Genomic DNA, 21,407 nt, shown 5'->3' with positions numbered 1-21,407 from the left:
CGGCCTACAATCCCGGGATGACAACCGCCCTGCCCGCGGCGCTGGACGCCGAACTTTCCGCCCTGCTCGGCCCGCAGGGCTGGCGCACCGACGAGGCCGCGCGCCGCGCCCACGGCGAGGATGATTCGCGGCGCCAGGCCCTGCCCGATGCGGTTGCGGTGCCCGCCGACACGGCACAGGTGGCCGCGATCGTGCGCGCCTGCCGCGCACATCGCGTGCCGGTGGTCGCGCGCGGCGCCGGCACCGGCACCGCCGCCGGCGCGGTGCCGTTCGCCGGCGGCGTGGTGGTCTCGTTCGCGCGCATGGACCGGATCCTCGACATCCGCCCCGACGACCGCTGCGCGGTGGTCCAGCCCGGCGTGCTCAACGGCGACCTGCAGCAGGCACTGCAGCCGCACGGCCTGTTCTGGGCGCCGGATCCCTCCAGCGCCGAGCGTTGCACCATCGGCGGCAACCTCGCCTGCAATGCCGGCGGCCCGCGCGCGGTGAAATACGGCACCACCCGCGACAACGTGCTGGGCCTGGCGGCGGTGACCGGCACCGGCGAGGTCATCCGCTGCGGCGGCCCCTGGACCAAGGACGCCACCGGCTACGACCTCACCCACCTGATCGTCGGCAGCGAAGGCACCCTGGCCCTGATCGTCGAAGCCACCCTGCGCCTGCTGCCGCGACCGAAGGCGCAGGCCGGCCTGCGCGTGTTCTACCGCGACGCGGCCGGCGCCGCCGCGGCGGTCTCGCGGCTGATGCGCCAGCCGCAGGTGCCGGCGATGCTCGAGTTCATGGACCGCAGTGCGATCGCCCTGCTCCGCTGCAACGGCACGGACGTGCCGGACGCGGGCGCCATGCTGCTGGTCGAGGCCGACGGCGACGAGGACACCCTGCCGCTTGCATTGCAGGCGCTGGCCGATGCCGCCGGAGGCGAAGGCCTGCTGTCGCTGGACGTGGCCATGGACGGCGCCGCACGCGACCGCCTGTGGGCCGCGCGGCGCGCGCTCTCCCCGGCGCTGCGCAGCATCGCGCCGGGCAAGATCAACGAGGACGTGGTGGTGCCGGTGTCGCGCATCCCCGACCTGGTCGCCGCGGTCGAGGCGCTGTCGGCGGAGCATGCGCTGCCGATCGTGGCCTTCGGCCATGCCGGCAACGGCAACCTGCACGTCAACATCATGTACCACCCGGAGGACCCGGACGAGGACGCGCGCGCGCATGCGGCGCTGGAGGCGCTGTTCGCGCAGGTGATCGCCCTGGGCGGCACGCTGTCGGGCGAGCACGGCATCGGCGTGGCCAAGCGCGACTGGATGGACCGCGCCTTCGACGCGGCCACCCTGGCGGCGATGCGCGCAGTGAAGGCGGCGCTGGATCCGGATGGCATCCTCAACCCGGGCAAGGTGCTGCCTCCGGCGCACGGCTGAAACAGCACCCGCAATCGTTGGCCGGCAAGGAGCACGCGTGGACACCAGCCAGTTCGACCGCATCACCATCGGGCAGTTGCGCCAGGCCGGCGGCCTGAAGTGGCGCGCCTTCCCCGACTGCATCGGCGCCTTCGTCGCGGAAATGGACTTCGGCGTGGCCGCGCCGATCCGCCAGGCGCTACACGATGCGGTGGAAGCCGGCCAGCTCGGCTACCTCTCCGCCGCGCCGGTGCGCGCCCTGGCCGAAGCCTGCGCGCAGTGGCAGCGCGCGCACCATGGCTGGGAGGTGGAGCCTGCGCAGGTGCGCGCGGTACCGGACGTGCTGGCCGCGCTGGAGATCACGCTGCGCCACTTCCTGCCGGCGGGCGCGCCGGTGGCGTTGCCGATGCCGTGCTACATGCCGTTCGTGCCGCTGCTGGAGCTGCTCGGCAACCCGGTGGTGCCGGTGCCCATGCACCGCGGCCGGGACGAGTGGACGCTGGACGAGGACGCGCTGGAGGCCGCGCTGGCCGGCGGCGCGCGCATGCTGCTGCTGTGCAATCCGCACAACCCGATCGGCAAGGTCTACCCGCGCAAGGAGCTGGAGCGCATCGCCGCGGTCGTCGCCCGCCAAGACGTGCGCGTGTTCGCCGACGAGATCCATGCGCCACTGGTGTATCCCGGCGCGCAGCACGTGCCCTATGCCTCGCTCGGCGGGGAAGCCGCACGCCAGGCGATCACCGCTGTTTCCGCGTCCAAGGCCTGGAACCTGGCCGGGATGAAATGCGCGCAACTGGTGTTCACCAACCCTGCCGACCTGGAGGTGTGGCGGCGCATCGGCCACTTCGCCGGCAACAGCACCGCCACCCTGGGCGTGGTCGCGCACACCGCGGCCTGGCGCGAGGGCGATCCCTGGCGGCTGGCGGTGCTGGACTACCTGCGCGGCAACCGCGACCTGCTGGGCCGGCTGCTGGCCCAACTGCTGCCGCGGGTCGGCTACATCGCCCCGCAGGGCACCTACCTGGCCTGGCTGGACTGCCGCGCGCTGGGCCTGGACCAGCCACCGGCGCAGTTCTTCCGCCGCCACGCCCAGGTCGCGCTGACCGATGGCGCCGAATGCGGCGCAGGCGGCGAAGGCCATGTGCGGCTCAACTTCGCCATGCCCCGCCCATTGCTGGAGGAAGCCGTGCGGCGCATGGCCGCGGCGGTGGATGCACGCGGCTGAGGCCGCTCAGCCGAAATGCTCGTAGCCGGCGCGTGGCGGCTGCCACGGCTGGCCTTGCGCCTCCAGCGCGCGCACGCCCTGGCCGGCGACGATGCGGCCGATGCGGCTGGCGTCGACGCCCACCTGCTCCAGCGCCAGCTGGACCTGTTCGCGCAGGTTCGCCGGCGCGGTGAAGCAAAGCTCGTAATCGTCGCCGCCGGTGGCCTGCAGCACCCGTGAAGCGTCGCCGAAAACTTGGCGCAGCGCGGCCGATGCGGGCAGCGCATCCAGCCGCACCTCGGCGCCGACGCCACTGCGCGCGCAGACATGGCCCAGGTCGGCCAGCAGCCCATCGGAGATATCGACGCAGGCATGGGCCAGGCCCAGCAGGGCGCGGCCGGCTTCCACCCGCGGCGTGGGCCGCGCCAGGCGCGAATCGAGCGCCGCACGCGCGCTTGATGCCACCTCGCCGGCAGGCGCCGGTCCCGGGACATGCCCGCCCAGCACCAGCGCCCCGGCGGCCTCGCCAGGCGTCCCGGTGACCCAGATATCGTCCCCCACCCGCGCGCGGTCGCGGCGCAGGGCGGCGCCCTGCTCGACCAGGCCCATCGCGGTCACGCCGATCGACAGCGGGCCGCGGGTGGTGTCGCCGCCGACCAGGGCGATGCCATGGCGACCGGCCAGGTCCAGGAATCCGTCGACAAAGGCCCCGACCCACGCGGCGTCTGCACGCGGCAGCGAGAGCGAAAGCGTGCACCACGCCGGCTTCGCCCCCATCGCGGCCAGGTCGGACAGGTTCACCGCCAGGGCCTTCCAGCCGATATCGGCGGCCGCGGTCCCGGCCGGGAAATGCACGCCCTCGTTGAGGGTATCGGCAGTCACCACCAGGGCATGGCCCGGCGGCGGCTGCAGCAGCGCGGCATCGTCGCCGATGCCCAGCAGCACGTCGGCGCGCGTGGCGGCGCGCTCGCGGATCAGCCCGATCAGGTCGAACTCGGCCATGGCGGCTCCGGCGTGCAGGACGGGCGCGCCGCCGGCGGCGCGCACCGGGAATGGCTCAGCGGCCGCCGCGCGAGGCCTGCACTTCGGCCGCGCGCCACTGCGCGCTGGCGCGGTCGAGCACGCCGTTGACGTAGGTGTGGCCGTGCTCGGAACCGAAGCGCTTGGCGATCTCGATCGCCTCGTTGATCACCACCCGGTACGGCACGTCCTGGCGGTGCAGCAGCTCGTACGCGGCCAGGCGCAGCACGGCGCGCTCGATCGCGTCCACTTCCTCCACGCCGCGGTCCAGGTGCGGGGCCAGGGCCTCGTCCAGGCTGGCGCGGTGCGCGAGCACGCCGGTGACCAGGTCCTCGAAATAGGCCAGGTCGGCGATCTCGTGCGCCTGCTCGTGGGCGAACTGGGCGATCACCTGCTGCGCATTGCCGCCGGAGATCTGCCAGGCATAGATGGCCTGCAGCGCACGGCGGCGCGCGCGCGCGCGCAGGACCGGATCGACGCCGGTGCGGGAACGGAACGGACGGTTCATGGCAGGCGCTCCAGCAGGTTGACCATTTCCAGCGCGGCCATCGCCGCTTCCTCACCCTTGTTGCCGTGGCTGCCGCCGGCGCGGGCCTCGGCATCCTCGAACCGCTCCACCGCCAGCACGCCGTTGAGCACCGGCACGCCGGTGTCCAGGGCCACGCGCATCAGGCCCTCGGCACACAGGTCGGCGACGTGCTCGTAATGGCGGGTATCGCCACGGACCACGCAGCCCAGGGCGATGATCGCGGCATGGGTACCGGCGGTCGCCAGCTTGCGCGCGGCCATCGGCAGTTCCCAGGCGCCGGGCAGGCGGACCACGTCCACCGCGTCCTCGGGTACGCCGTTGTCGGCCAGGCTGCGGCGGGCGCCAGCCACCAGGGCGTCGGTGATGCGGGCGTTCCAGCGGCTGGCCAGGATCGCGAAGCGGGCGCCGGCAGGCACGCGCAGGTCGCCTTCGTACAGGGTCATGGGTTCGGGGATCCTCAGGGGTCGGACAGTTTACCGGACATGGCCGGCCGGGGCCGTTCGCGGGGACCGCCGGCTTACGGCGACAGGTACTCGACCACTTCCAGCCCGTAGCCGGCCAGGCCGACCTGGCGGCGCGGGATGCCCAGCACCCGCAGCCGGCCCAGGCCGAGGTCGGCCAGGATCTGGGCGCCGGCGCCGTTGCGCCGCCACTGGCCCACGTCCCTGGGATCGCGGCGGGCCTCCGGCTCGGCACGCAGGCGCGCCAGCAGGGCCTCCGGATCGCGCGGGGCCGACAGCACCACCATCACGCCCTGCCCCTCGGCCGCGATCGCGCGCAGGGCGTCGGTGCCGGCCACGCCGAAGTCCTCGCGCCGCCAGTGCAGCAGGTCGGCCAGCGGGTTCTCCACCTGCACGCGCACCAGGGTCGGGGTGTGGCGGTCCGGCGTGCCGCGGACCAGCGCGAAGTGCAGTTCGTGGGCGATGCGGTCGCGGTAGGTGACCAGCCGGAACGGCCCGAACTCGGTGTCGATGTCGCGCTCGTCGACCCGCTCGACCGTGTGCTCGTTGGCCAGGCGCCAGGCGATCAGGTCGGCGATCGAGCCGATCTTCAGCCCGTGCTGGCGCGCGAACTCCTCCAGCTGCGGGCGCCGGGCCATGGTGCCGTCGGGGTTCATCACCTCGACCAGCACGCCCGCCGGCTCCAGCCCCGCCAGCATCGGCAGGTCGCTGGCGGCCTCGGTGTGGCCGGCACGGGTGAGCACGCCGCCGGGCTGGGCAATCAGCGGGAACACGTGGCCCGGCTGGCTCAGGTCCGAGGGCTTGGCGTCCGGGCGCACCGCGGTGCGGATGGTGTGGGCGCGGTCGTAGGCGGAGATGCCGGTGGTCACGCCCTCGGCCGCCTCGATGCTGACGGTGAAATTGGTATGGAACTGGGCGGTGTTGCGCTGGACCATCGGCGCCAGGCCCAGCTGCGCGCAGCGCTCGCGGGTCAGCGACAGGCACACCAGGCCGCGGGCATGGGTGACCATGAAGTTGATGTCGGCCGGGCGCACCAGCTCGGCGGCCATGATCAGGTCGCCCTCGTTCTCGCGGTCCTCGTCGTCGACGATGACCACCATGCGCCCGGCGCGGATCTCCTCCAGCAGCTCGGGGATCGTGGCGAAGTTCATGCCGGCTCCCCGCGCGCGCCCAGCAGGCGCTCGACGTAGCGCGCCACCAGGTCGATCTCCAGGTTCACCGCCTCGCCCACCCGCGTTTCGGCGAAGCGGGTATGGGCCACGGTGTGCGGGATCAGCGCCACCTCGAAGCCTTCGCCGTCGACCTCGTTGACGGTCAGGCTGACGCCGTCGACGCAGATCGAACCCTTCTTCGCGACGTACCTCAGCAGGGGCGCGGGCGCGGCGAAGCGCCAGCGCTGGGCGCGCGCGTCCTCGTGCACCGACACCACCCGCCCGATGCCGTCGACGTGGCCGCTGACCAGGTGCCCGCCCAGGCGGTCGGACGGGCGCATGGCCCGCTCCAGGTTCAGCGCCGCGCCCACGGGCAGCTCGCCCAGGGTGGTCAGGGACAGTGTTTCGGTGGAAGCGTCGGCCTGGAAGCCCTGCGCGTCGAACGCGACCACGGTCAGGCACACGCCGTTGACCGCGATGCTCTCGCCCAGGCGCACGTCGTCGCCGCCGGAGCCGAGCCACGGCAGGGTGCCGGTGGCGAAGCTGAAGCGGACGTCGCCGCCGCGCGGCTCGCGCGCGGCCAGGCGGCCCACGCCCTCGATGATCCCGGTGAACATCAGTGCAGTCCTCCGTGGCGACGCGCGCGCGCCGGCGCGGCATGGAGGAGGGTGGTCGGTTGCAGCATGGAGCGTCTCCCGCGTTCGATGGCGAAAAACGTCCAGGGGCAAAAAGCACGCACACCCGGTCCTTGCGGCCGGGCGCGGCGTCTTCTCTCATCCGGACTCTAGGGCGCGACCTGCGCGCCACAACCGTCGGCTCCGGCATTGGACCGGATCTGCTGACCCTCCGGATGGCCGGAGGCGCTCGCGGGCTCGCGCCTGTCCCGTTGCCGGGAACGGCGCCTACCGCCGGTGGGGAATTCCACCCCGCCCTGAAGACGTTTGGTTCTGTACTGGCTGCCGGCCAGGCCGGCGGCGGGATTCTACCACCCTGCCCGCCAGGCCCCGCGGCAACGGCGGGACGCAGCGTCGCGGCGCGCTCAGTCCCGGGCCGGGCGCAGCAGCAGGCGGCGGTCCTCGCCCACCATCACCGACTCGACCAGTTGCATGCGCAGGCGCTGGGCCATGGCCTCGATCCCCAGCCCCGCGAACAGCGGCCGCGCGGTATCGCCCAGGAGCAGCGGTGCCTGGTACAGCAGCAGCTCGTCGACCAGGCCGGCGCGCAGCAGCGCCCCGCACAGGGCCGGGCCTGCCTCGACCTGGACCTCGTTGATGTCGCGCGCCGCCAGCAGCCGCAGCGCGGCCTCCAGGTCCAGGCGGCCATCACGCAGCGGCACCGCGGCGAACTCCGCGTCCAGGCCCGGCGGCGGCACCGCGTCCGGGCCGTGCAGGTAAAGCGTGGGCGCCGAGCCGTCGCGCACCCTGGGCATGGCCAGGCTGCGCAGGCGGCTGTCGAGCACCACCCGCAGCGGTGGCTGGAACGGGGTGTCGTCGCCCAGGCGCACGGTCAGCGCCGGGTCGTCGGCCAGCACGGTGTCCGCACCGGTGAGGATCGCGCCGCTGCGCGCACGCCAGCGCTGCACGTCGGCGCGCGCGGCCGCGCCGGTGATCCACTTGGACTCGCCGCTGGCCATCGCGGTACGACCATCCAGGCTGGCGGCCAGCTTGACCCGCAGCCACGGCCGGCCACGGGTGAAGCGCGACAGGAAGCCGCGGTTGAGCTCGCGCGCCTGCGCCTCCATCAGCCCCGCGGCCACGGCGATACCCGCGGCCTGCAACCGGGCGAAACCGGCGCCATCGACCCGCGGGAACGGATCGCGCATGGCCGCCACCACCCGTGCCACGCCGGCGGCGACCAGTGCCTCGGCACACGGCGGCGTGCGGCCATGGTGGGCGCAAGGCTCCAGGGTGACGTAGGCGGTACCGCCGCGCGCACGATCACCGGCCTCGCGCAGGGCGAACACCTCGGCGTGCGGCTCGCCGGCGCGCGGATGCCAGCCCTCGCCGACCACCTGGCCGCCGTTGGCGACCACGCAGCCGACCACGGGGTTGGGCCGCGCGGTGTACTGGCCACGCGCGGCCAGCTGCAGCGCGCGCGCCATGCAGGCATGGTCGAAGGCGTCGAAGAGGTCGTTCATGGATGTTCCCTGCAGTCGATCGCAAGCACGTGCACCTCCAGCGGGCCCAGGCGCAGCAGCTCGTGCTCGCGCCAGCCCAGCGTGCGGTACCAGCCGGCGATGTCGGGCTTGCAGTACAGGTGGAGGACCTGCGTGCCCAGCGACCCGGCCTCGGCCACCGCGCGCGCCACCAGGGCGCGGCCGACGCCGGCGCCGCGCGCCTCCGGCCGCACGTACAGGCTGGCCAGCCAGGGCGAGTACTGCGGGATGTCCGGATGGTCCTCGGCCAGCAGGCTCACCGAGCCCAGCCAGTCGCCGGCCCCGTCCAGGGCGACCAGGGTCGAGGGGATGGTCGCGGCGCGGTCGTGCGAACGCAGTTCGGCCAGCGCCTGCGCCACCGTCCAGTCCGGCAGCAGCGTGCCGAAGGCCTGCACGTGGGCCGCCGCCAGCGCAGCGGCGTGCTGCGGATGCGCGGCGAGCCAGTCGATGCGCACCGGAGTGCTCAGCGCTTCTTCGCCCGTTCGGCGACGCGCCCCTGGCCGGGCGTGACCACGCCGGCCGCTTCCAGCAGCGGCAGCTGCTCGCTCGAGGGCAGGCCGCGCTCCAGCTTCTCGATCTCCTCGCGGAAATCGTCCACGTCCTGGAAGCTGCGGTAGACCGAGGCGAAGCGCACGTAGGCCACGTGGTCGAGCTTGCGCAGCTCGTCCATCACGAATTCGCCGATGCGCCGCGACGGCAGCTCGCGTTCGCCGCTCATGCGCACCGCATGCACCACGGCGCGCACCGCGGCCTCGACCTGTTCCTCGGCCACCGGGCGCTTCTGCAGCGCGCGGTCGAAGCCCTGGCGCAGCTTCTTGGCGTCGAACTGCTCGCGGCGGCCGTCGCTCTTGATGATCGACGGCAGCTTCAGCTCGACCGTTTCCAGGGTGGAGAAGCGCTCTCCGCAGGCCTCGCATTCGCGGCGGCGGCGGATGGTGGCGCCGTCCTCGGACACGCGCGAGTCGATCACGCGGGTGTCGTTGTGCTGGCAGAAGGGGCAATGCATGGGTGTTCCTCAGCGGGCGCGGCCCGCGCGCGGCTTGCTGGCCATGGGCGCGCCGGCCGCGGCGGCCGCCGCCACGGGCATCGCCGGGTCCCGGGCGGCGACCGCCCGGGACCGGCCGCGGTTCAGCCGTAGACCGGGTACTTGCGGCACTGCTCGGTGACCTTCGCCTTGACGGCTTCGATCACGCTGTCGTCGTTCGGCGCGTCGAGCACGTCGGCGATCCAGTTGGCCAGGTCGATGCAATCCTGCTCGGTGTAGCCGCGGGTGGTCACCGCCGGGGTGCCCAGGCGCAGGCCCGAGGTCACGAACGGCGAGCGCGGGTCGTTGGGCACCGAGTTCTTGTTGACGGTGATGTGGGCGCGGCCCAGCGCGGCCTCCGCGTCCTTGCCGGACACGTCCTTGCCGATCATGTCCACCAGCATCAGGTGGTTCTGGGTGCCGCCGGAGACGATCTTGTAGCCGCGCGCGATCAGGGTGTTGGCCATGGCCTGGGCGTTCTTCACCACCTGCTGCTGGTAGGCCTTGAACTCCGGCTCCAGCGCTTCCTTGAACGCCACGGCCTTGGCCGCGATCACGTGCATCAGCGGACCGCCCTGGATGCCCGGGAACACGATCGACTGCAGCTTCTTGGAGATGTCCTCGAACTTGTCGCCCGCGCCCCCGGCGGAGGCCAGGATGATGCCGCCGCGCGGGCCGCGCAGGGTCTTGTGGGTGGTCGAGGTGACCACGTGCGCGTGCGGCAGCGGGTTCGGGTACACGCCGGCGGCGACCAGGCCGGCGACGTGGGCCATGTCCACGAACAGGTAGGCGCCGACCTTGTCGGCGATGGCGCGGAAGCGCGCCCAGTCGACCACCTGCGAATAGGCGGAGAAGCCGGCCACCACCATCTTCGGCTTGTGCTCCACGGCCAGGCGCTCGACCTCGTCGTAGTCGATCAGGCCCTGGTCGTCCACGCCGTACTGGATGGCGTTGAAGATCTTGCCGGAGGCGTTGACCTTGGCACCGTGGGTCAGGTGGCCGCCATGGGCCAGCGACATCCCCAGGATGGTGTCGCCCGGCTGCAGGAGGGCGAAGTAAACCGCCTGGTTGGCCTGCGAGCCGCTGTGCGGCTGCACGTTGGCGTAGTCGGCGCCGAACAGCTGCCTGGCGCGGTCGATGGCCAGCTGCTCGGCCACGTCGACGTACTCGCAGCCGCCGTAGTAGCGCTTGTGCGGATAGCCCTCGGCGTACTTGTTGGTCAGCACGCTGCCCTGGGCCTCCAGCACGCGCGGGCTGGCGTAGTTCTCGCTGGCGATCAGCTCGACATGGTCCTCCTGGCGGCGGGCCTCGTCGGCGATGGCCTGGGCCAGTTCGGGGTCGTAGGACGCAATACGGGCATCACGCGAGTACATCGGCGGCTCCAGCAGGCAGGAAAAAGGGGAAAGGCCGGCCAATTGTATGCCGGCCGCCGCCCCGGCGCCCGTACCGCGGCGGACGCGGCGGCCGCAAACGCAACCGGCCACCCGAGGGTGGCCGGCTGGCGGTCCATGCGCCCCTCCGGGGGCATGGCTCAATGGTGCAGGATCAGGTCGGCGATGATGCCGGTGGCGATCGCCACCAGGAGCATGTTGCCGTGGTCGTCGCGCACCCAGTGGTGGCCGTGCGGCGGCGGGCGCAGGTGGTAGTGGGAGTAGTCGTGCACCACGTAGACCGGGCCGTGGTAGTGGTCGTGGAAGCGCTGGCCGCGGGCCCAGACGTGGCGCGGCGGCGGGGGCGGCGCCGGGCGGTGGTGGACCACGACCCGCGGCGGCGCGTGGTGGTGCCCGGGGCGGTAATGGGAACGGTTGTCGCGGCGGTGGTGCGCCGGGCCGCGGTCGTGGCCCCGGTTCCAGCCATGGCGGTCATGGTGGCGGTCACCGGCCGCTTCGGCCTGGGGGACCGCTGCGCCGAGGCCCAGCACGGCCGCGACGGTCAGGGCGATCAGGTGGGTGCGCTTCATGGGGCGGCTCTCCCGCTGTGGTGACGCCTCCATCTTGCTCACGCCGCCTGAACGGATCGCCCCGCGAAACCGGTTCCAGCCGGGTCCGCGCCGCGCGCGTTCAGGATCCAGCCAGCCGCCGGCGGCGCCCGGCAGGCGCCCCGGCGGCGGGCTATAATTCGCGATTCCCCAGATTCCTACGCCGCCTGCCCGCCGGGCCAGGCGGATTGCGCACGGAGAGACCATGTCCTCGCAGTACATCTACACCATGAACCGGGTCAGCAAGGTGGTCCCGCCCAAGCGGCAGATCATCAAGGACATCTCGCTGAGCTTCTTCCCGGGGGCCAAGATCGGCCTGCTGGGCCTCAACGGCGCCGGCAAGTCCACCGTGCTGCGGATCATGGCCGGCGTGGACACCGATTACGAGGGCGAGGCCCGCCCGCAGCCGGGGATCAAGGTCGGCTACCTGCCGCAGGAGCCGCAGCTGGATCCGGAGCACACCGTGCGCGAGGCGGTCGAGGAAGGCGTGGGCGAGATCCTGCAGGCGCAGAAGCGCCTGGACGAGGTCTACGCCGCCTACGCCGAGGAAGGCGCCGACTTCGACGCCCTGGCCAAGGAGCAGGAGCGCCTGGAGGCGATCCTCGCCAGCGGCGACGCCCACACCCTGGAGCAGCAGCTGGAAGTGGCCGCCGACGCCCTGCGCCTGCCGCCGTGGGACGCGAAGATCGGCAACCTGTCCGGCGGCGAGAAGCGCCGCGTGGCCCTGTGCCGCCTGCTGCTGCAGAAGCCGGACATGCTGCTGCTGGACGAGCCGACCAACCACCTGGACGCCGAGTCGGTGGAGTGGCTGGAGCAGTTCCTGCAGCGCTACACCGGCACCGTGGTGGCCGTGACCCACGACCGCTACTTCCTCGACAACGCCGCCGAGTGGATCCTCGAGCTGGACCGCGGCCGCGGCATCCCGTGGAAGGGCAACTACACCGAGTGGCTGCAGCAGAAGGAAGAGCGGCTCAAGCAGGAAGAGAACCAGGAGAAGGCGCGCCAGAAGGCGATCGCCAAGGAGCTGGAGTGGGCGCGCCAGAACGCCAAGGGCGGCCGCTCCAAGGGCAAGGCGCGCCTGGCCCGCCTGGAGGAGCTGCAGTCGGTCGAGTACCAGAAGCGCAACGAGACCAACGAGATCTTCATCCCGCCGGGCGAGCGCCTGGGCAACAACGTCATCGAGTTCCGCAACGTCTCCAAGCGCTTCGGCGACCGCCTGCTGATCGACGACCTGAGCTTCATCGTGCCGCCGGGCGCGATCGTCGGCATCATCGGCCCCAACGGCGCCGGCAAGTCGACCCTGTTCAAGATGATCACCGGGCAGGAGCAGCCGGATTCGGGCCAGATCATCATCGGCCCGACCGTGAACCTGGCCTACGTGGACCAGAGCCGCGACGCGCTGGACCCGGACAAGACCGTATTCGAGGAAGTGTCCGGCGGGCTGGACATCCTCAACATCAACGGCGTGGAGATCCAGTCGCGCGCCTACATCGGCCGCTTCAACTTCAAGGGCCAGGACCAGCAGAAGCGGGTCGGCTCGCTGTCCGGCGGCGAGCGCGGCCGCCTGCACATGGCCAAGACCCTGCTGCAGGGCGGCAACGTGCTGCTGCTGGACGAGCCGTCCAACGACCTGGACATCGAGACCCTGCGTGCGCTGGAAGACGCGCTGCTTGAGTTCCCGGGCAACGCCTTCGTGATCTCCCACGACCGCTGGTTCCTGGACCGCATCGCCACCCACATCCTCGCCTTCGAGGGCGACTCGCACGTGGAGTTCTTCCAGGGCAACTACCGCGAGTACGAGGAGGACAAGAAGCGCCGCCTCGGCGACGATGCCGGCCCCAAGCGCCTGCGCTTCAAGGCCCTGAAGTAAGCTTCCACCGGCCGCCCCGCGCGGCCGGTGCCTTTTCCAGCCCCCGCCAGGCCGGAGCCTGCCCATGTCCCTGCCCGAACGCCTGTTCAAGCTGAGCGAGCACGGCACCAGCACGCGCACCGAGGTGCTGGCCGGCCTGACCACCTTCCTGACGATGTCCTACATCGTCTTCGTCAACCCGGCGATCCTGGCCACCACGGGCATGGACCCGGGCGCGGTGTTCGTGGCCACCTGCCTGGCCGCGGCGCTGGGTTCGGCGGTGATGGCGCTGGCGGCCAATTTCCCGGTGGGCATGGCCCCGGGCATGGGCCTGAACGCGTTCTTCGCCTTCACCGTGGTCGGCGCCGCCGGCCTGCCCTGGGAGCAGGCGCTGGCGGCGGTGCTGCTGTCGGGCATCGTGTTCCTGCTGCTGACCGTGACCGGGGTGCGCCGCTGGCTGGTGGACGGCATCCCGGTGTCGCTGCGCAGCGCGATCGTGGCCGGCATCGGCCTGTTCCTGGCGATCATCGCCTTGCAGAAGTCCGACGTGGTGATCGGCGACGCCGACACCCTGGTGCGGCTGGGGCCGATGACCGAGCCGGAACCGCTGCTGGCACTCGGCGGCTTCCTGCTGATCGCCGTCCTCGAGGCACGCCGGGTCCGCGGCGCCATCCTCATCGGCATCCTCGCCGTCACCGCCACCGCATGGGCCATGGGCCTGGTGCAATGGAACGGCCTGGTCTCGCTGCCCCCGAGCCTGGAGCCGACCTTCCTCAAGCTCGACCTGGCCGGCCTGCTGCACTGGGAGGAAGGCGCCGGCTGGTCGGTGCTGCTGCAGGTGGTGCTGGTGTTCGTGCTGGTGGAGGTGTTCGACGCCACCGGCACCCTGTACGGCGTGACCAGCCGCGCCGGCCTGCTGAAGCTGGCGGACGGGCAGAAGCGCTTCGGCCGTGCACTGCTGGCCGACAGCACCGCGATCCTGGCCGGTTCGCTGCTGGGCACCAGTTCCACCACCGCCTACGCCGAGAGCGCCTCCGGCGTGCAGGTCGGCGGCCGCACCGGCCTGGTCGCCCTGGTGGTGGCGGCACTGTTCCTGGCGGCACTGCTGTTCTCGCCGCTGGCGGCGATGGTGCCCCCCTACGCCACCGCGCCGGCGCTGCTGTACGTGGCCGGGCTGATGCTGCGCGAGCTGGTGGAGATCGAGTGGAGCGAGCTGACCGAGGCGGTGCCGGCGGCGCTGTGCGCGCTGGCCATGCCCTTCACCTACTCCATCGCCAACGGCCTGGCCTTCGGCTTCATCGCCTATGCGGTGCTGAAGGCCGGCACCGGCCGCTGGCGCGAGGTGCATCCGGCGGTGTGGCTGGTGGCCGGCTTGTTCGCGCTGCGCTACGCGCTGGCCTGAGCCGGGGCCCGTCGCGGGATGGCCGGGCCTCCTTCGCGCCGGAGTCCGGTGCGCGCGCTTGCGCACCAGGCATCCCGCCGCCTCCGTCACGCCTGTGCCGCCAGCCGTGCCCGCTTGCGCGCCACCAGGCGACCGACGTTGTGCAGCGAGGCCAGCATCAGATAGGCGCCCTCCAGCCAGCCGCTGCGGTGCAGCGACGCCACCTCTGCGTCGGCAGCGTCGCCAGCCGCGCGCGGTCGATCGCGTGGAAGCCGGTCAGCCGCCCGGACGTGGTGGCGTCGAACTGCAGTTCCAGCTCCACCGGCTGGATCAGTCCGAGCCGGTCGAACTCGGCGTACATCCGCCACGCCGCCTGCACCCCGTCGTGGATCCCGCGCAGCACCCGGATGACGTACTCCAGGTACGGGCTCTGCCCGCCCTGCGGCAGGAACACGGGCACGCCATCCGGCGCGCCCACCCGCGGGTGGTCCAGGTCGACGTGGACCACCGGCTCGAGGATTTCCCGGCCGTGCTCGACCCGCGGCTGGAACCCGATCAGGAACGGGCCCTTGGCGACGTAACCGGGCAGGTAGGCCGCTTCCCAGCATCCATCCTGCAGCAACAGGTTCTCGTCCCGGTCGAATCCGAGCAGGGCGAACGCCTCCCACCCGGAGTCGTCGGCATTGCGCTTGAGCAGGATCGGGTAATCCCGCAGCAGTTCGGCGAACTCTGTGGGGAACGCCGGGACCGCGCCCACCGCATCACCGAACTGCGGGCCGTGCCCCAGCGCCACCCTGAGGTCGCGGTGGGCCTCGTTTGTCCAGCAGCTCGTAACGCGCCATTCCCCCTCCTGCCCTTCGTCCACGCCGGAACCGGCACGGGCGCCCCGCCCTCCGGTCCGCGCCCGTGCAGGGGGCCGCTGCCCGCGCAGCGGCCCCCGCGCCAAACCGGCGCTCACCCGCCAGGATCAGAACTTGTAGCGCACGCCCAGCATGTAGCGCGGTGCCTGGTCGACCAGGCGCACGATCTGGCTGCCAGTACGGCCGTGCCAGCGCACGTCCTCGCCGGTCAGGTTGATCGCCTCCAGGCTGAAGGCCCACTGGTCGTCGAGCTGGTAGGTGACGCTCAGGTCGATCTGGTCGTACTCCTCCACGTAGTACGGGTTGTGCGAGGCGTCGTCCTGGTTGCTGAGGATCAGGTACTCGTCGCGCCAGTTCCACGCCAGGCGGGCCGACCACCCGTACTTCTCGTACATCAGCATCAGGTTGGCGGTGTCGCTGAGGCCCAGCAGGGCGAACTGCTCGGCGATGGACGCGTTGTTGAAGCCGACGTCGCCGTTGACGATGGTGTAGTTGGCGTAGATGCCGAAGCCGGTGTCGCCGAAGAAGTACTGGCCGGCCAGTTCCCAGCCGTTGAGCTTGGCGGTGTGCTGGTTGACCGGCCGGCTGATGTTGAACTCGTACAGCGGGTCGGTCGGCAGGCCCTCGATGTCGTAGCGGCTTTCCATCTCCAGCGCCTGGCTGCCGTTGTAGGCCGCCAGCCCCCCGGTCTCGGTGGCGTTGCGCAGCATGGCCAGGGCGGTGAACAGGTTGGTGTCGCTGGCCGCGCAGGCGCTGTCGGGATTGCCGCCGGCCGCCTGCACCTGGGCCACGCAGTCCGCGCTGTCCAGGAACGCCAGCGCCGCCAGCGCATCCGGGCCCGAGGTCGGGTCGGTCAGGTCGTACATCGTGCCCCTCTCGACCGCGGTACCCAGGAAGTTGTTGACCGACTTGTTCCAGTAGGTCGCGCTCAGGTAGCTGGCATCGGCGAAGTACCACTCCAGGGCCAGGTCGACGTTGTTGGACTCCAGCGGCCGCAGCTTGGTGTTCTGTGCGTCGGCCGAGCCACGGCTGGATTCGTTCAGCAGCACCGAGCCATTCGGGCGGTTCACGTTGCCGGGGCCGGCGGCCAGGCTGGTGAACGGCGCGCGGGCGATGGTGCGGCCGAAGAGGCGCGGCCCTTCAGGGTATCGGTGAAGTCGATCGAGAAATCCAGGTTCGGCAGGATGTAGCTGTAGCTGTTCGTGTCCCTGTACACCGTCGCGTCGCCCGGAGCGCCGTCCTTGATCTGGAAGTCGTTGTTGGACTGCCAGTTGATGGCCGCGCGGTTGGCCACCACGTTGACCGCCTCCACGTCGGTGGTCTCGTAGCGCAGGCCGAGCCGGGTGTTCACCGGCCGGCCGGCGAGCTGGCCCTCCAGGTCCACCTGGAAATACGCCGCGTGGGTCTTCTCCTCAACCATGCTGTTGGTGTTGAGGATCGGGTTGAGCCCGATGTCCGAGCCGTAGACGTCCCGTGCCCACTCCGCCAGCCCGCCGGCATTCCCGCGGAAGCCGCTGCGGAACGCGCCCGGGGCGCTGAAGTCGTCGAACATGCCGACCACGTCGTACGGGGTCAGCAGGCCCATCAGCCCGTTCTGCACGTCGCTGGCGACGTTGTCCACGCTCCAGTTGCCGAGCGTGTTGAAGTTCTCGGAATTGTTCTGCTGGCGCAGGGTGACCGTGGAGCTGTCCACGCCGAACTGGAAGCGGCCGTCGTCGAACACCCATTCGCCGTCGATGCGGCCCTGCTTGATCTCCGACTCCTGGCGCTGGGCGTTGATGCGCAGGACCTGGGAGCCGACCTGGCCCTCCTGCCAGGGCGGGTTGACCTGGCCGTTGGTGCCGGCCTGGGCGTCGGCCAGGGTCGGGTACCAGGTACGCGTGCCGATCGGCAGGCCGTTGTTGAACCGCAACTCCTGGGCATAGTGGCCGCCGCAGTTGGGTGCACCGGTGCCGACGCAGTTGTTGGTGCCGGCCACGCTGACGTACAGCGCGCCGCCGCCGGTCAGCGGGTCGTTCGGCTTGCTCTCGGTCTTGGAGTTGTGGGCGTCGAAGCTCAGGCGCAGGCTGTCGTTGACCCGCCAGTCGACGTTGAGGCCGATCTGGTTGAACTCGTACTTCTGCGCGTTGCGCTGCTGCTCCATGCCGAAGTCCTTGAACGGCGAGGAGCCGGCGGTGGAGATCTCGCGGATGTAGACCGGGGTGGCGATCGCGCCGCTGCGGTCGAACTCGACGTGCGTGTAGGCGTCGTTCTGCAGCCACATGCCCATCTCGCCGCGCTTTTCGGTGATCTCGTTGGTCGAGTGGGTGTAGTCCAGGGTGAACACGACGTCGTCGTTGGGCGCGAACTGCAGCACGGCCTGCGCGTTGACGCGCTCGCGCTGGAAGTCCGAGAACGCGTAGCGGATGTCGTTCGGCCGCGCGTACAGCTCACCCACCTCCGGGGCGTTGACCACGGCGGGGTTGCCGGGCATCGAGCCGGTCCATTCCTGCACGTTCCATGCGTTCTCGGTGGCTTGGGTCGAGCCGGCGCGGCGCTTCTGCTGGCTGGCGCTCAGGCTGATGCCCCAGGTCCTGTCCGGATTGGCGTAGCTGAAGATGCCGGACACTTCCGGGGTGATGTCGGTGCCGAACGGCTGCGACTTGTCGTAGACGCCCTTGACGCCGGCGCTGGCGACCACCTCGCCGCCGCGGTTGTTGAACGGACGCGCGGTGAGGATGTTGATGGTGGCGCCGATGCCGCCGGAGGGAACATGCGCCTGGCCGGTCTTGTAGACCTCCAGGCCGCTGACCGCCTCCGACGCCAGCTGCGCGAAGTTGAACGCGCGGGTACCACCGTCCACGCCGCCCACTGCCACCTGCCCGGGCGATCCGAACGCGTCCGCGCCGGGGACCTGGCGGCCGTTGAGGGTGACCATGTTGAACTGCGGGCCGAAGCCACGCGCGGTGACCTGGGCGCCTTCGCCGTCGCGGCGCTCGATCGAGATGCCGGTGATGCGTTGCAGGGACTCTGCAAGGTTGGTGTCGGGGAACTTGCCGATGTCCTCGGCGCTGACCGCGTCCACGATGCCCGCGGAATCTCGCTTGATGTTCATCGCCTGGTCGAGGCTGCTGCGCAGGCCGGTGACCTGCACGGCGTCGAGCTGGGGTTGCATCCTGCGCGTCCTGCGCGAACGCCGGGTTGACCACGATCATGCCGCCGACGACGGTGAACATCGCCCGCGAGCGGAACTTCTTCAGCTTATGGTTCATTGGGGGGAGTCCTTGGCACTGGGGGTTGGCGGCTATCCGGCGTGCGCTGGCGCGTGCGGACCGGGGGTGGCCGCCGTTACGCCGATAGACAGCGCTGGACATCGGGAACGCATGTACATCCTGGTACCTCCATCTCTCGGGCTTGCGAACGGGTGGTGTCCTTCGACCTCCGGCTCCGGTCCGGACGGCGCGTGCCGGCCGTGCTGGCTCGCCAGCTGGGGGACGGACTGCCTGGTCGGCGATCGGGATGGGCGCATTCTTCCGCGCGCCACTGCGCTGACAGGTGCCTTTCGATCGACCTGCGCGGCGGGCGCCTGTCAACGCGGGGCGAAGGGATAACAGCTGTCCTGCAGTGTGTCCAAGCACGGCGCGGCGTTATTGACCCTTGCTATCGCGGCATCCGCACGGAAGCACGAGCCTGGGGTTCGGCGCTGCAAGCGATGCTTGCGAGCGCCCGCCATGCGGCCGCTTGCTGCCGGCGCCGCGGCATTTCAAAACGACATGGCAATCAGCGCATTGCGGAATACACATGTGTGTGCACGCCGCTGCTGCCGCGCGTCATCATTGCTTGCAGTGCCACGCACGCGGATTTCCCGATCGATCCGTGACTCGGCAAACGCGATGCCGCTCGTTTTGCGCCGCAGCACGACTCACCGCGGGTAGCGTCGCGGCGCAGTGCCATGCGCGCCGCCGATGTGGCCGCAACGCAGGGCATCCGCGTCGCGGTGGCCACGCGCGCACGCGGCCACCCCACCCGCGAAGCAACGCGGGCGGGGGGCAAGTGCGCCGCGGGGACTACTGGATCACGTCGATGAAGGTATTGATCGACAGCCGCCCGTTGAGCGGATCGGGCGGCGGCACGTTGTGGTTGTCGATCGTGGCCGAATGCAGCGAATTGCGCCGGTACATCACCAGGCGGTTGAACACGCCCTCGACCTGGCCGATGCGCTCGAACATCGGCGTGTCCTCGCCGATGTAGCCCGGGCCGGGCGCGTCCGGTCCCTGGGCTTCTTCGTCCAGCTTGCGGTAATAGGCCTCGTGCCGGGTCTCGTCCACGTACTCGAAGCCGGTGGCGCGGTGGCGGTAGAACGCGGTGCCGCCCCAGTTGCCACGGAACAGGTAGTGCACCGCGGCCAGGCCCTGGCGCGAGACCGCGTCGATGTGCGGGATGCGCTGCAGGAACATCAGCTGCTCCGGCGCCCGGGTGATCAGCGAGTAATGCGAGGTCGCGCGCAGCCGGCCCGGCCCGATCCCGAAGAACTCCTCCAGCAGCGGCTGCGCCAGGCGCTCCAGCAGCACTTCGTAGGACGCCGGCGCGCGCGCGCGGATGCCCGGGAAGAACGCGCCCTGCGGCGTGAAGTCCAGGCGCGCGGCCTTGCGCACCAGCCGCCCCGGATCGGCCACCAGCTGGTCCACGACCAGCAGCGGCGCGCCTTCGCGGCCGATGGAAAGGCGCTGGACGCGCAGCTGCGGGCTGAGGTCGATGATCATGCCTTGGCTCAGCCCACGGTCGAACGGCGCCGGTTGTGCCACACCGACGGGTCGGCCGGGCAATAGCGCTTGAGGAACTCGTGGTGCTGCGGCATCGCCTGCACCGCGCGCTCGATCGGGCGGCGCACGCCCTGCAGCAGGGTCTGCATGTCCGCGTCGCTCAGGCCGCGGGTGAGCGGATGGTGGTCCTTGGGTACCACGCCCTGCCCCAGCATGCAGTGGGTCCACGAATCCAGGCGGAACAGCTCGTCCTCGCCCTGCCAGGCGTAGGCGGTGTCGCGGAACACCTGGATGCGCTCGGCCAGCTCCGGCGGCAGCTGCATCTCGCGGCACTGCTTCCACATCGGCTCGTCGCGCTGGTTGAGGTGGTAGTGCAGGATGATGAAGTTGCGGATGTGCTCCAGCTCGTCGCGGCTGACCTTGTTGTAACGGTCCACCACCGCCTGGCTGATGCCCTCGAACGGGAACAGCTGCACCAGCCGCGTCACCGCGCTGAGGGTCAGGTGGATGCTGGTGGATTCCAGCGGTTCGATGAAGCTGCTGGCCAGGCCCAGCGAGACCACGTTCTTGTTCCAGGCCTGGCGGCGGCGCCCGGTGCGGAACGGCACCACCCACGGCTCGCGCACCAGCCTGTCGTCGGGATAGGCGGCGCGCAGCCTGGCCGCGGCCTCGTCGTCGGACATGTGCTCGCTGGAGAACACCCAGCCGCAGCCGACCCGGTGCTGCAAGGCGATGTGCCAGCGCCAGCCGGCCTCGTGCGCGATCGCCCGGGTGTACGGCACCGGCGGCACGTCCGACTCCACCTGCATGGCCACCGCGCGGTTGCACGGCAGCCAGTTGTTCCAGTCCTCGTAGCCGGTCTTCAGCGTCTGCTCGATCAGCAGGCCGCGGAAGCCGGTGCAGTCGATGAACAGGTCGCCCTCGAGCACCTGGCCATCCTCCAGCACCAGCGCCTGCACGTAGCCGCTTCCGGGATCCTGCCGGACCTGGGCGATCTTGCCCTCGACCCGCTTCAGGCCGCGGCCTTCGCACTTGGCGCGCATGAACGCCGCGTACAGCGCCGCGTCGAAGTGGTAGGCATAGCTGACGTCCGAGCGCTCAAGGCGCGTGGCGGCCTTGGTCCAGCGCATCGACCACTGCTGGGCGCTGTCGTTGGCGTCGAACAGCGCGAACCGGTCCAGGCGCGCGGCCGCCGTCTCCAGGCAGTAGTCGCCCAGGTCGGAGTGGATGCCGCGCCTGCGGCTCTCGAGCCAGAACTGGTGGAAATCGCACGACCAGGTGTTCACGCCGGTGGTGCCGAACGGGTGGAAGTAGCGTTCGCCAGGCCGCTTCCAGTTCTCGAAGGAGATGGCGAGCTTGAAGCTGCCGGCCACCGCCTTCATGAACTCGCGCTCGTCGATCTGCAGCAGGCGGTGGAAGGTGCGGATCGTGGGGATGGTGGACTCGCCCACGCCCACGGTACCGATCTCCTCCGATTCGACCAGGGTGATCTCCAGCAGGTCGCGGAACTGGTGGGTCAGCGCGCAGGCCGCCACCCAGCCTGCGGTCCCGCCGCCAGCGATCACCACCTTGCGGATCCGGTTGTTGTCCAAGACAGTCCCCCTCCATTGCGATGGCCGCCCGGGCCGCGATGGGCGGATGCGTGCGCCATCCCGTGGCGCCCGG

16 protein-coding genes, 2 pseudogenes and 1 riboswitch are annotated in these 21,407 nt (G+C 71.1%); of the genes and pseudogenes, 4 read left to right on the top strand and 14 right to left on the bottom strand.

Annotated elements, in window-relative coordinates:
- Positions 1–17 precede the first annotated feature (17 nt).
- A complete protein-coding gene (locus EIM47_RS02300) occupies positions 18–1,409 on the top strand; it encodes an FAD-linked oxidase C-terminal domain-containing protein (RefSeq protein ID WP_125075973.1) in 1,392 nt (463 codons plus the stop codon).
- A gap of 37 nt (positions 1,410–1,446) precedes the next feature.
- Positions 1,447–2,613, top strand: a complete 1,167-nt coding sequence (locus EIM47_RS02295) for an aminotransferase class I/II-fold pyridoxal phosphate-dependent enzyme (RefSeq protein WP_125075972.1) — start codon at positions 1,447–1,449, stop codon at positions 2,611–2,613.
- Between the two features lie 6 nt (positions 2,614–2,619).
- On the opposite strand, the gene thiL is transcribed toward EIM47_RS02295, so the two are convergent.
- The 10 genes from thiL to EIM47_RS02245 all read right to left on the bottom strand — a co-directional run bounded on the left by thiL (position 2,620) and on the right by EIM47_RS02245 (position 10,892).
- Positions 2,620–3,594: a thiamine-phosphate kinase gene (gene thiL / locus EIM47_RS02290; RefSeq protein WP_125075971.1), complete on the bottom strand. Its 975-nt coding sequence runs from the start codon at positions 3,592–3,594 to the stop codon at positions 2,620–2,622.
- Between the two features lie 55 nt (positions 3,595–3,649).
- On the bottom strand, positions 3,650–4,120 hold the full coding sequence (nusB, locus tag EIM47_RS02285; protein WP_019397184.1) for a transcription antitermination factor NusB: 471 nt from the start codon (positions 4,118–4,120) through the stop codon (positions 3,650–3,652).
- A complete protein-coding gene (gene ribH, locus EIM47_RS02280; protein WP_125075969.1) occupies positions 4,117–4,584 on the bottom strand; it encodes a 6,7-dimethyl-8-ribityllumazine synthase in 468 nt (155 codons plus the stop codon). Before ribH ends, nusB begins: the two co-directional genes overlap by 4 nt.
- 74 nt (positions 4,585–4,658) lie before the next feature.
- Positions 4,659–5,753 carry a 3,4-dihydroxy-2-butanone-4-phosphate synthase gene (ribB, locus tag EIM47_RS02275; RefSeq protein WP_125075968.1) on the bottom strand — a complete coding sequence of 365 codons (1,095 nt, stop codon included), beginning with the start codon at positions 5,751–5,753 and terminating at the stop codon, positions 4,659–4,661.
- A complete protein-coding gene (locus tag EIM47_RS02270; RefSeq protein WP_125075966.1) occupies positions 5,750–6,370 on the bottom strand; it encodes a riboflavin synthase in 621 nt (206 codons plus the stop codon). The genes ribB and EIM47_RS02270 overlap by 4 nt, the downstream gene beginning before the upstream one ends.
- Before the next feature lie 144 nt (positions 6,371–6,514).
- Positions 6,515–6,696: riboswitch (FMN riboswitch) on the bottom strand.
- A 96-nt stretch (positions 6,697–6,792) separates the two neighbouring features.
- Positions 6,793–7,890, bottom strand: coding sequence for a bifunctional diaminohydroxyphosphoribosylaminopyrimidine deaminase/5-amino-6-(5-phosphoribosylamino)uracil reductase RibD (ribD, locus tag EIM47_RS02265; RefSeq protein WP_125075965.1), 1,098 nt, complete (start codon positions 7,888–7,890; stop codon positions 6,793–6,795).
- Positions 7,887–8,363 carry a GNAT family N-acetyltransferase gene (locus EIM47_RS02260; RefSeq protein WP_125075963.1) on the bottom strand — a complete coding sequence of 159 codons (477 nt, stop codon included), beginning with the start codon at positions 8,361–8,363 and terminating at the stop codon, positions 7,887–7,889. Before EIM47_RS02260 ends, ribD begins: the two co-directional genes overlap by 4 nt.
- An 8-nt stretch (positions 8,364–8,371) precedes the next feature.
- The gene (gene nrdR, locus EIM47_RS02255; protein WP_019397190.1) at positions 8,372–8,914 is read right to left on the bottom strand and encodes a transcriptional regulator NrdR; all 543 of its coding nucleotides are present in this window, start codon (positions 8,912–8,914) and stop codon (positions 8,372–8,374) included.
- Between the two features lie 122 nt (positions 8,915–9,036).
- The gene (gene glyA, locus EIM47_RS02250) at positions 9,037–10,305 is read right to left on the bottom strand and encodes a serine hydroxymethyltransferase (RefSeq protein ID WP_028915958.1); all 1,269 of its coding nucleotides are present in this window, start codon (positions 10,303–10,305) and stop codon (positions 9,037–9,039) included.
- Between the two features lie 158 nt (positions 10,306–10,463).
- Positions 10,464–10,892, bottom strand: coding sequence for an RcnB family protein (locus tag EIM47_RS02245; protein WP_019398295.1), 429 nt, complete (start codon positions 10,890–10,892; stop codon positions 10,464–10,466).
- A 223-nt stretch (positions 10,893–11,115) separates the two neighbouring features.
- Between EIM47_RS02245 and ettA the strand changes: the two genes are divergently transcribed.
- Both ettA and EIM47_RS02235 read left to right on the top strand, forming a co-directional pair.
- The gene (ettA, locus tag EIM47_RS02240) at positions 11,116–12,780 is read left to right on the top strand and encodes an energy-dependent translational throttle protein EttA (protein ID WP_019398294.1); all 1,665 of its coding nucleotides are present in this window, start codon (positions 11,116–11,118) and stop codon (positions 12,778–12,780) included.
- Between the two features lie 64 nt (positions 12,781–12,844).
- On the top strand, positions 12,845–14,161 hold the full coding sequence (locus EIM47_RS02235; protein ID WP_125075961.1) for an NCS2 family permease: 1,317 nt from the start codon (positions 12,845–12,847) through the stop codon (positions 14,159–14,161).
- Positions 14,162–14,247: 86 nt separating this feature from the next.
- Here the strand turns inward: EIM47_RS02235 and EIM47_RS02230 are convergent.
- The 4 genes and pseudogenes from EIM47_RS02230 to EIM47_RS02215 all read right to left on the bottom strand — a co-directional run bounded on the left by EIM47_RS02230 (position 14,248) and on the right by EIM47_RS02215 (position 21,334).
- Positions 14,248–14,982 (bottom strand): annotated as a pseudogene (locus EIM47_RS02230) (SapC family protein).
- 125 nt (positions 14,983–15,107) lie between these two features.
- Positions 15,108–18,251 (bottom strand): annotated as a pseudogene (locus EIM47_RS02225) (TonB-dependent receptor).
- Positions 18,252–19,046: 795 nt separating this feature from the next.
- Positions 19,047–19,742 (bottom strand): DUF6445 family protein, encoded by a 696-nt coding sequence (locus EIM47_RS02220; RefSeq protein WP_125075959.1) that lies wholly within the window; start codon positions 19,740–19,742, stop codon positions 19,047–19,049.
- Positions 19,743–19,750: 8 nt separating this feature from the next.
- Positions 19,751–21,334: a tryptophan halogenase family protein gene (locus EIM47_RS02215; protein WP_028915961.1), complete on the bottom strand. Its 1,584-nt coding sequence runs from the start codon at positions 21,332–21,334 to the stop codon at positions 19,751–19,753.
- Positions 21,335–21,407: the final 73 nt, after the last annotated feature.

The organism is Pseudoxanthomonas sp. SGT-18 (genome assembly GCF_003931645.1).
In the GTDB taxonomy this organism is placed as follows: domain Bacteria; phylum Pseudomonadota; class Gammaproteobacteria; order Xanthomonadales; family Xanthomonadaceae; genus Pseudoxanthomonas.
Note: the sequence above shows the minus strand (reverse complement) of the source record. Positions and strands in the feature narration are given on the sequence as shown.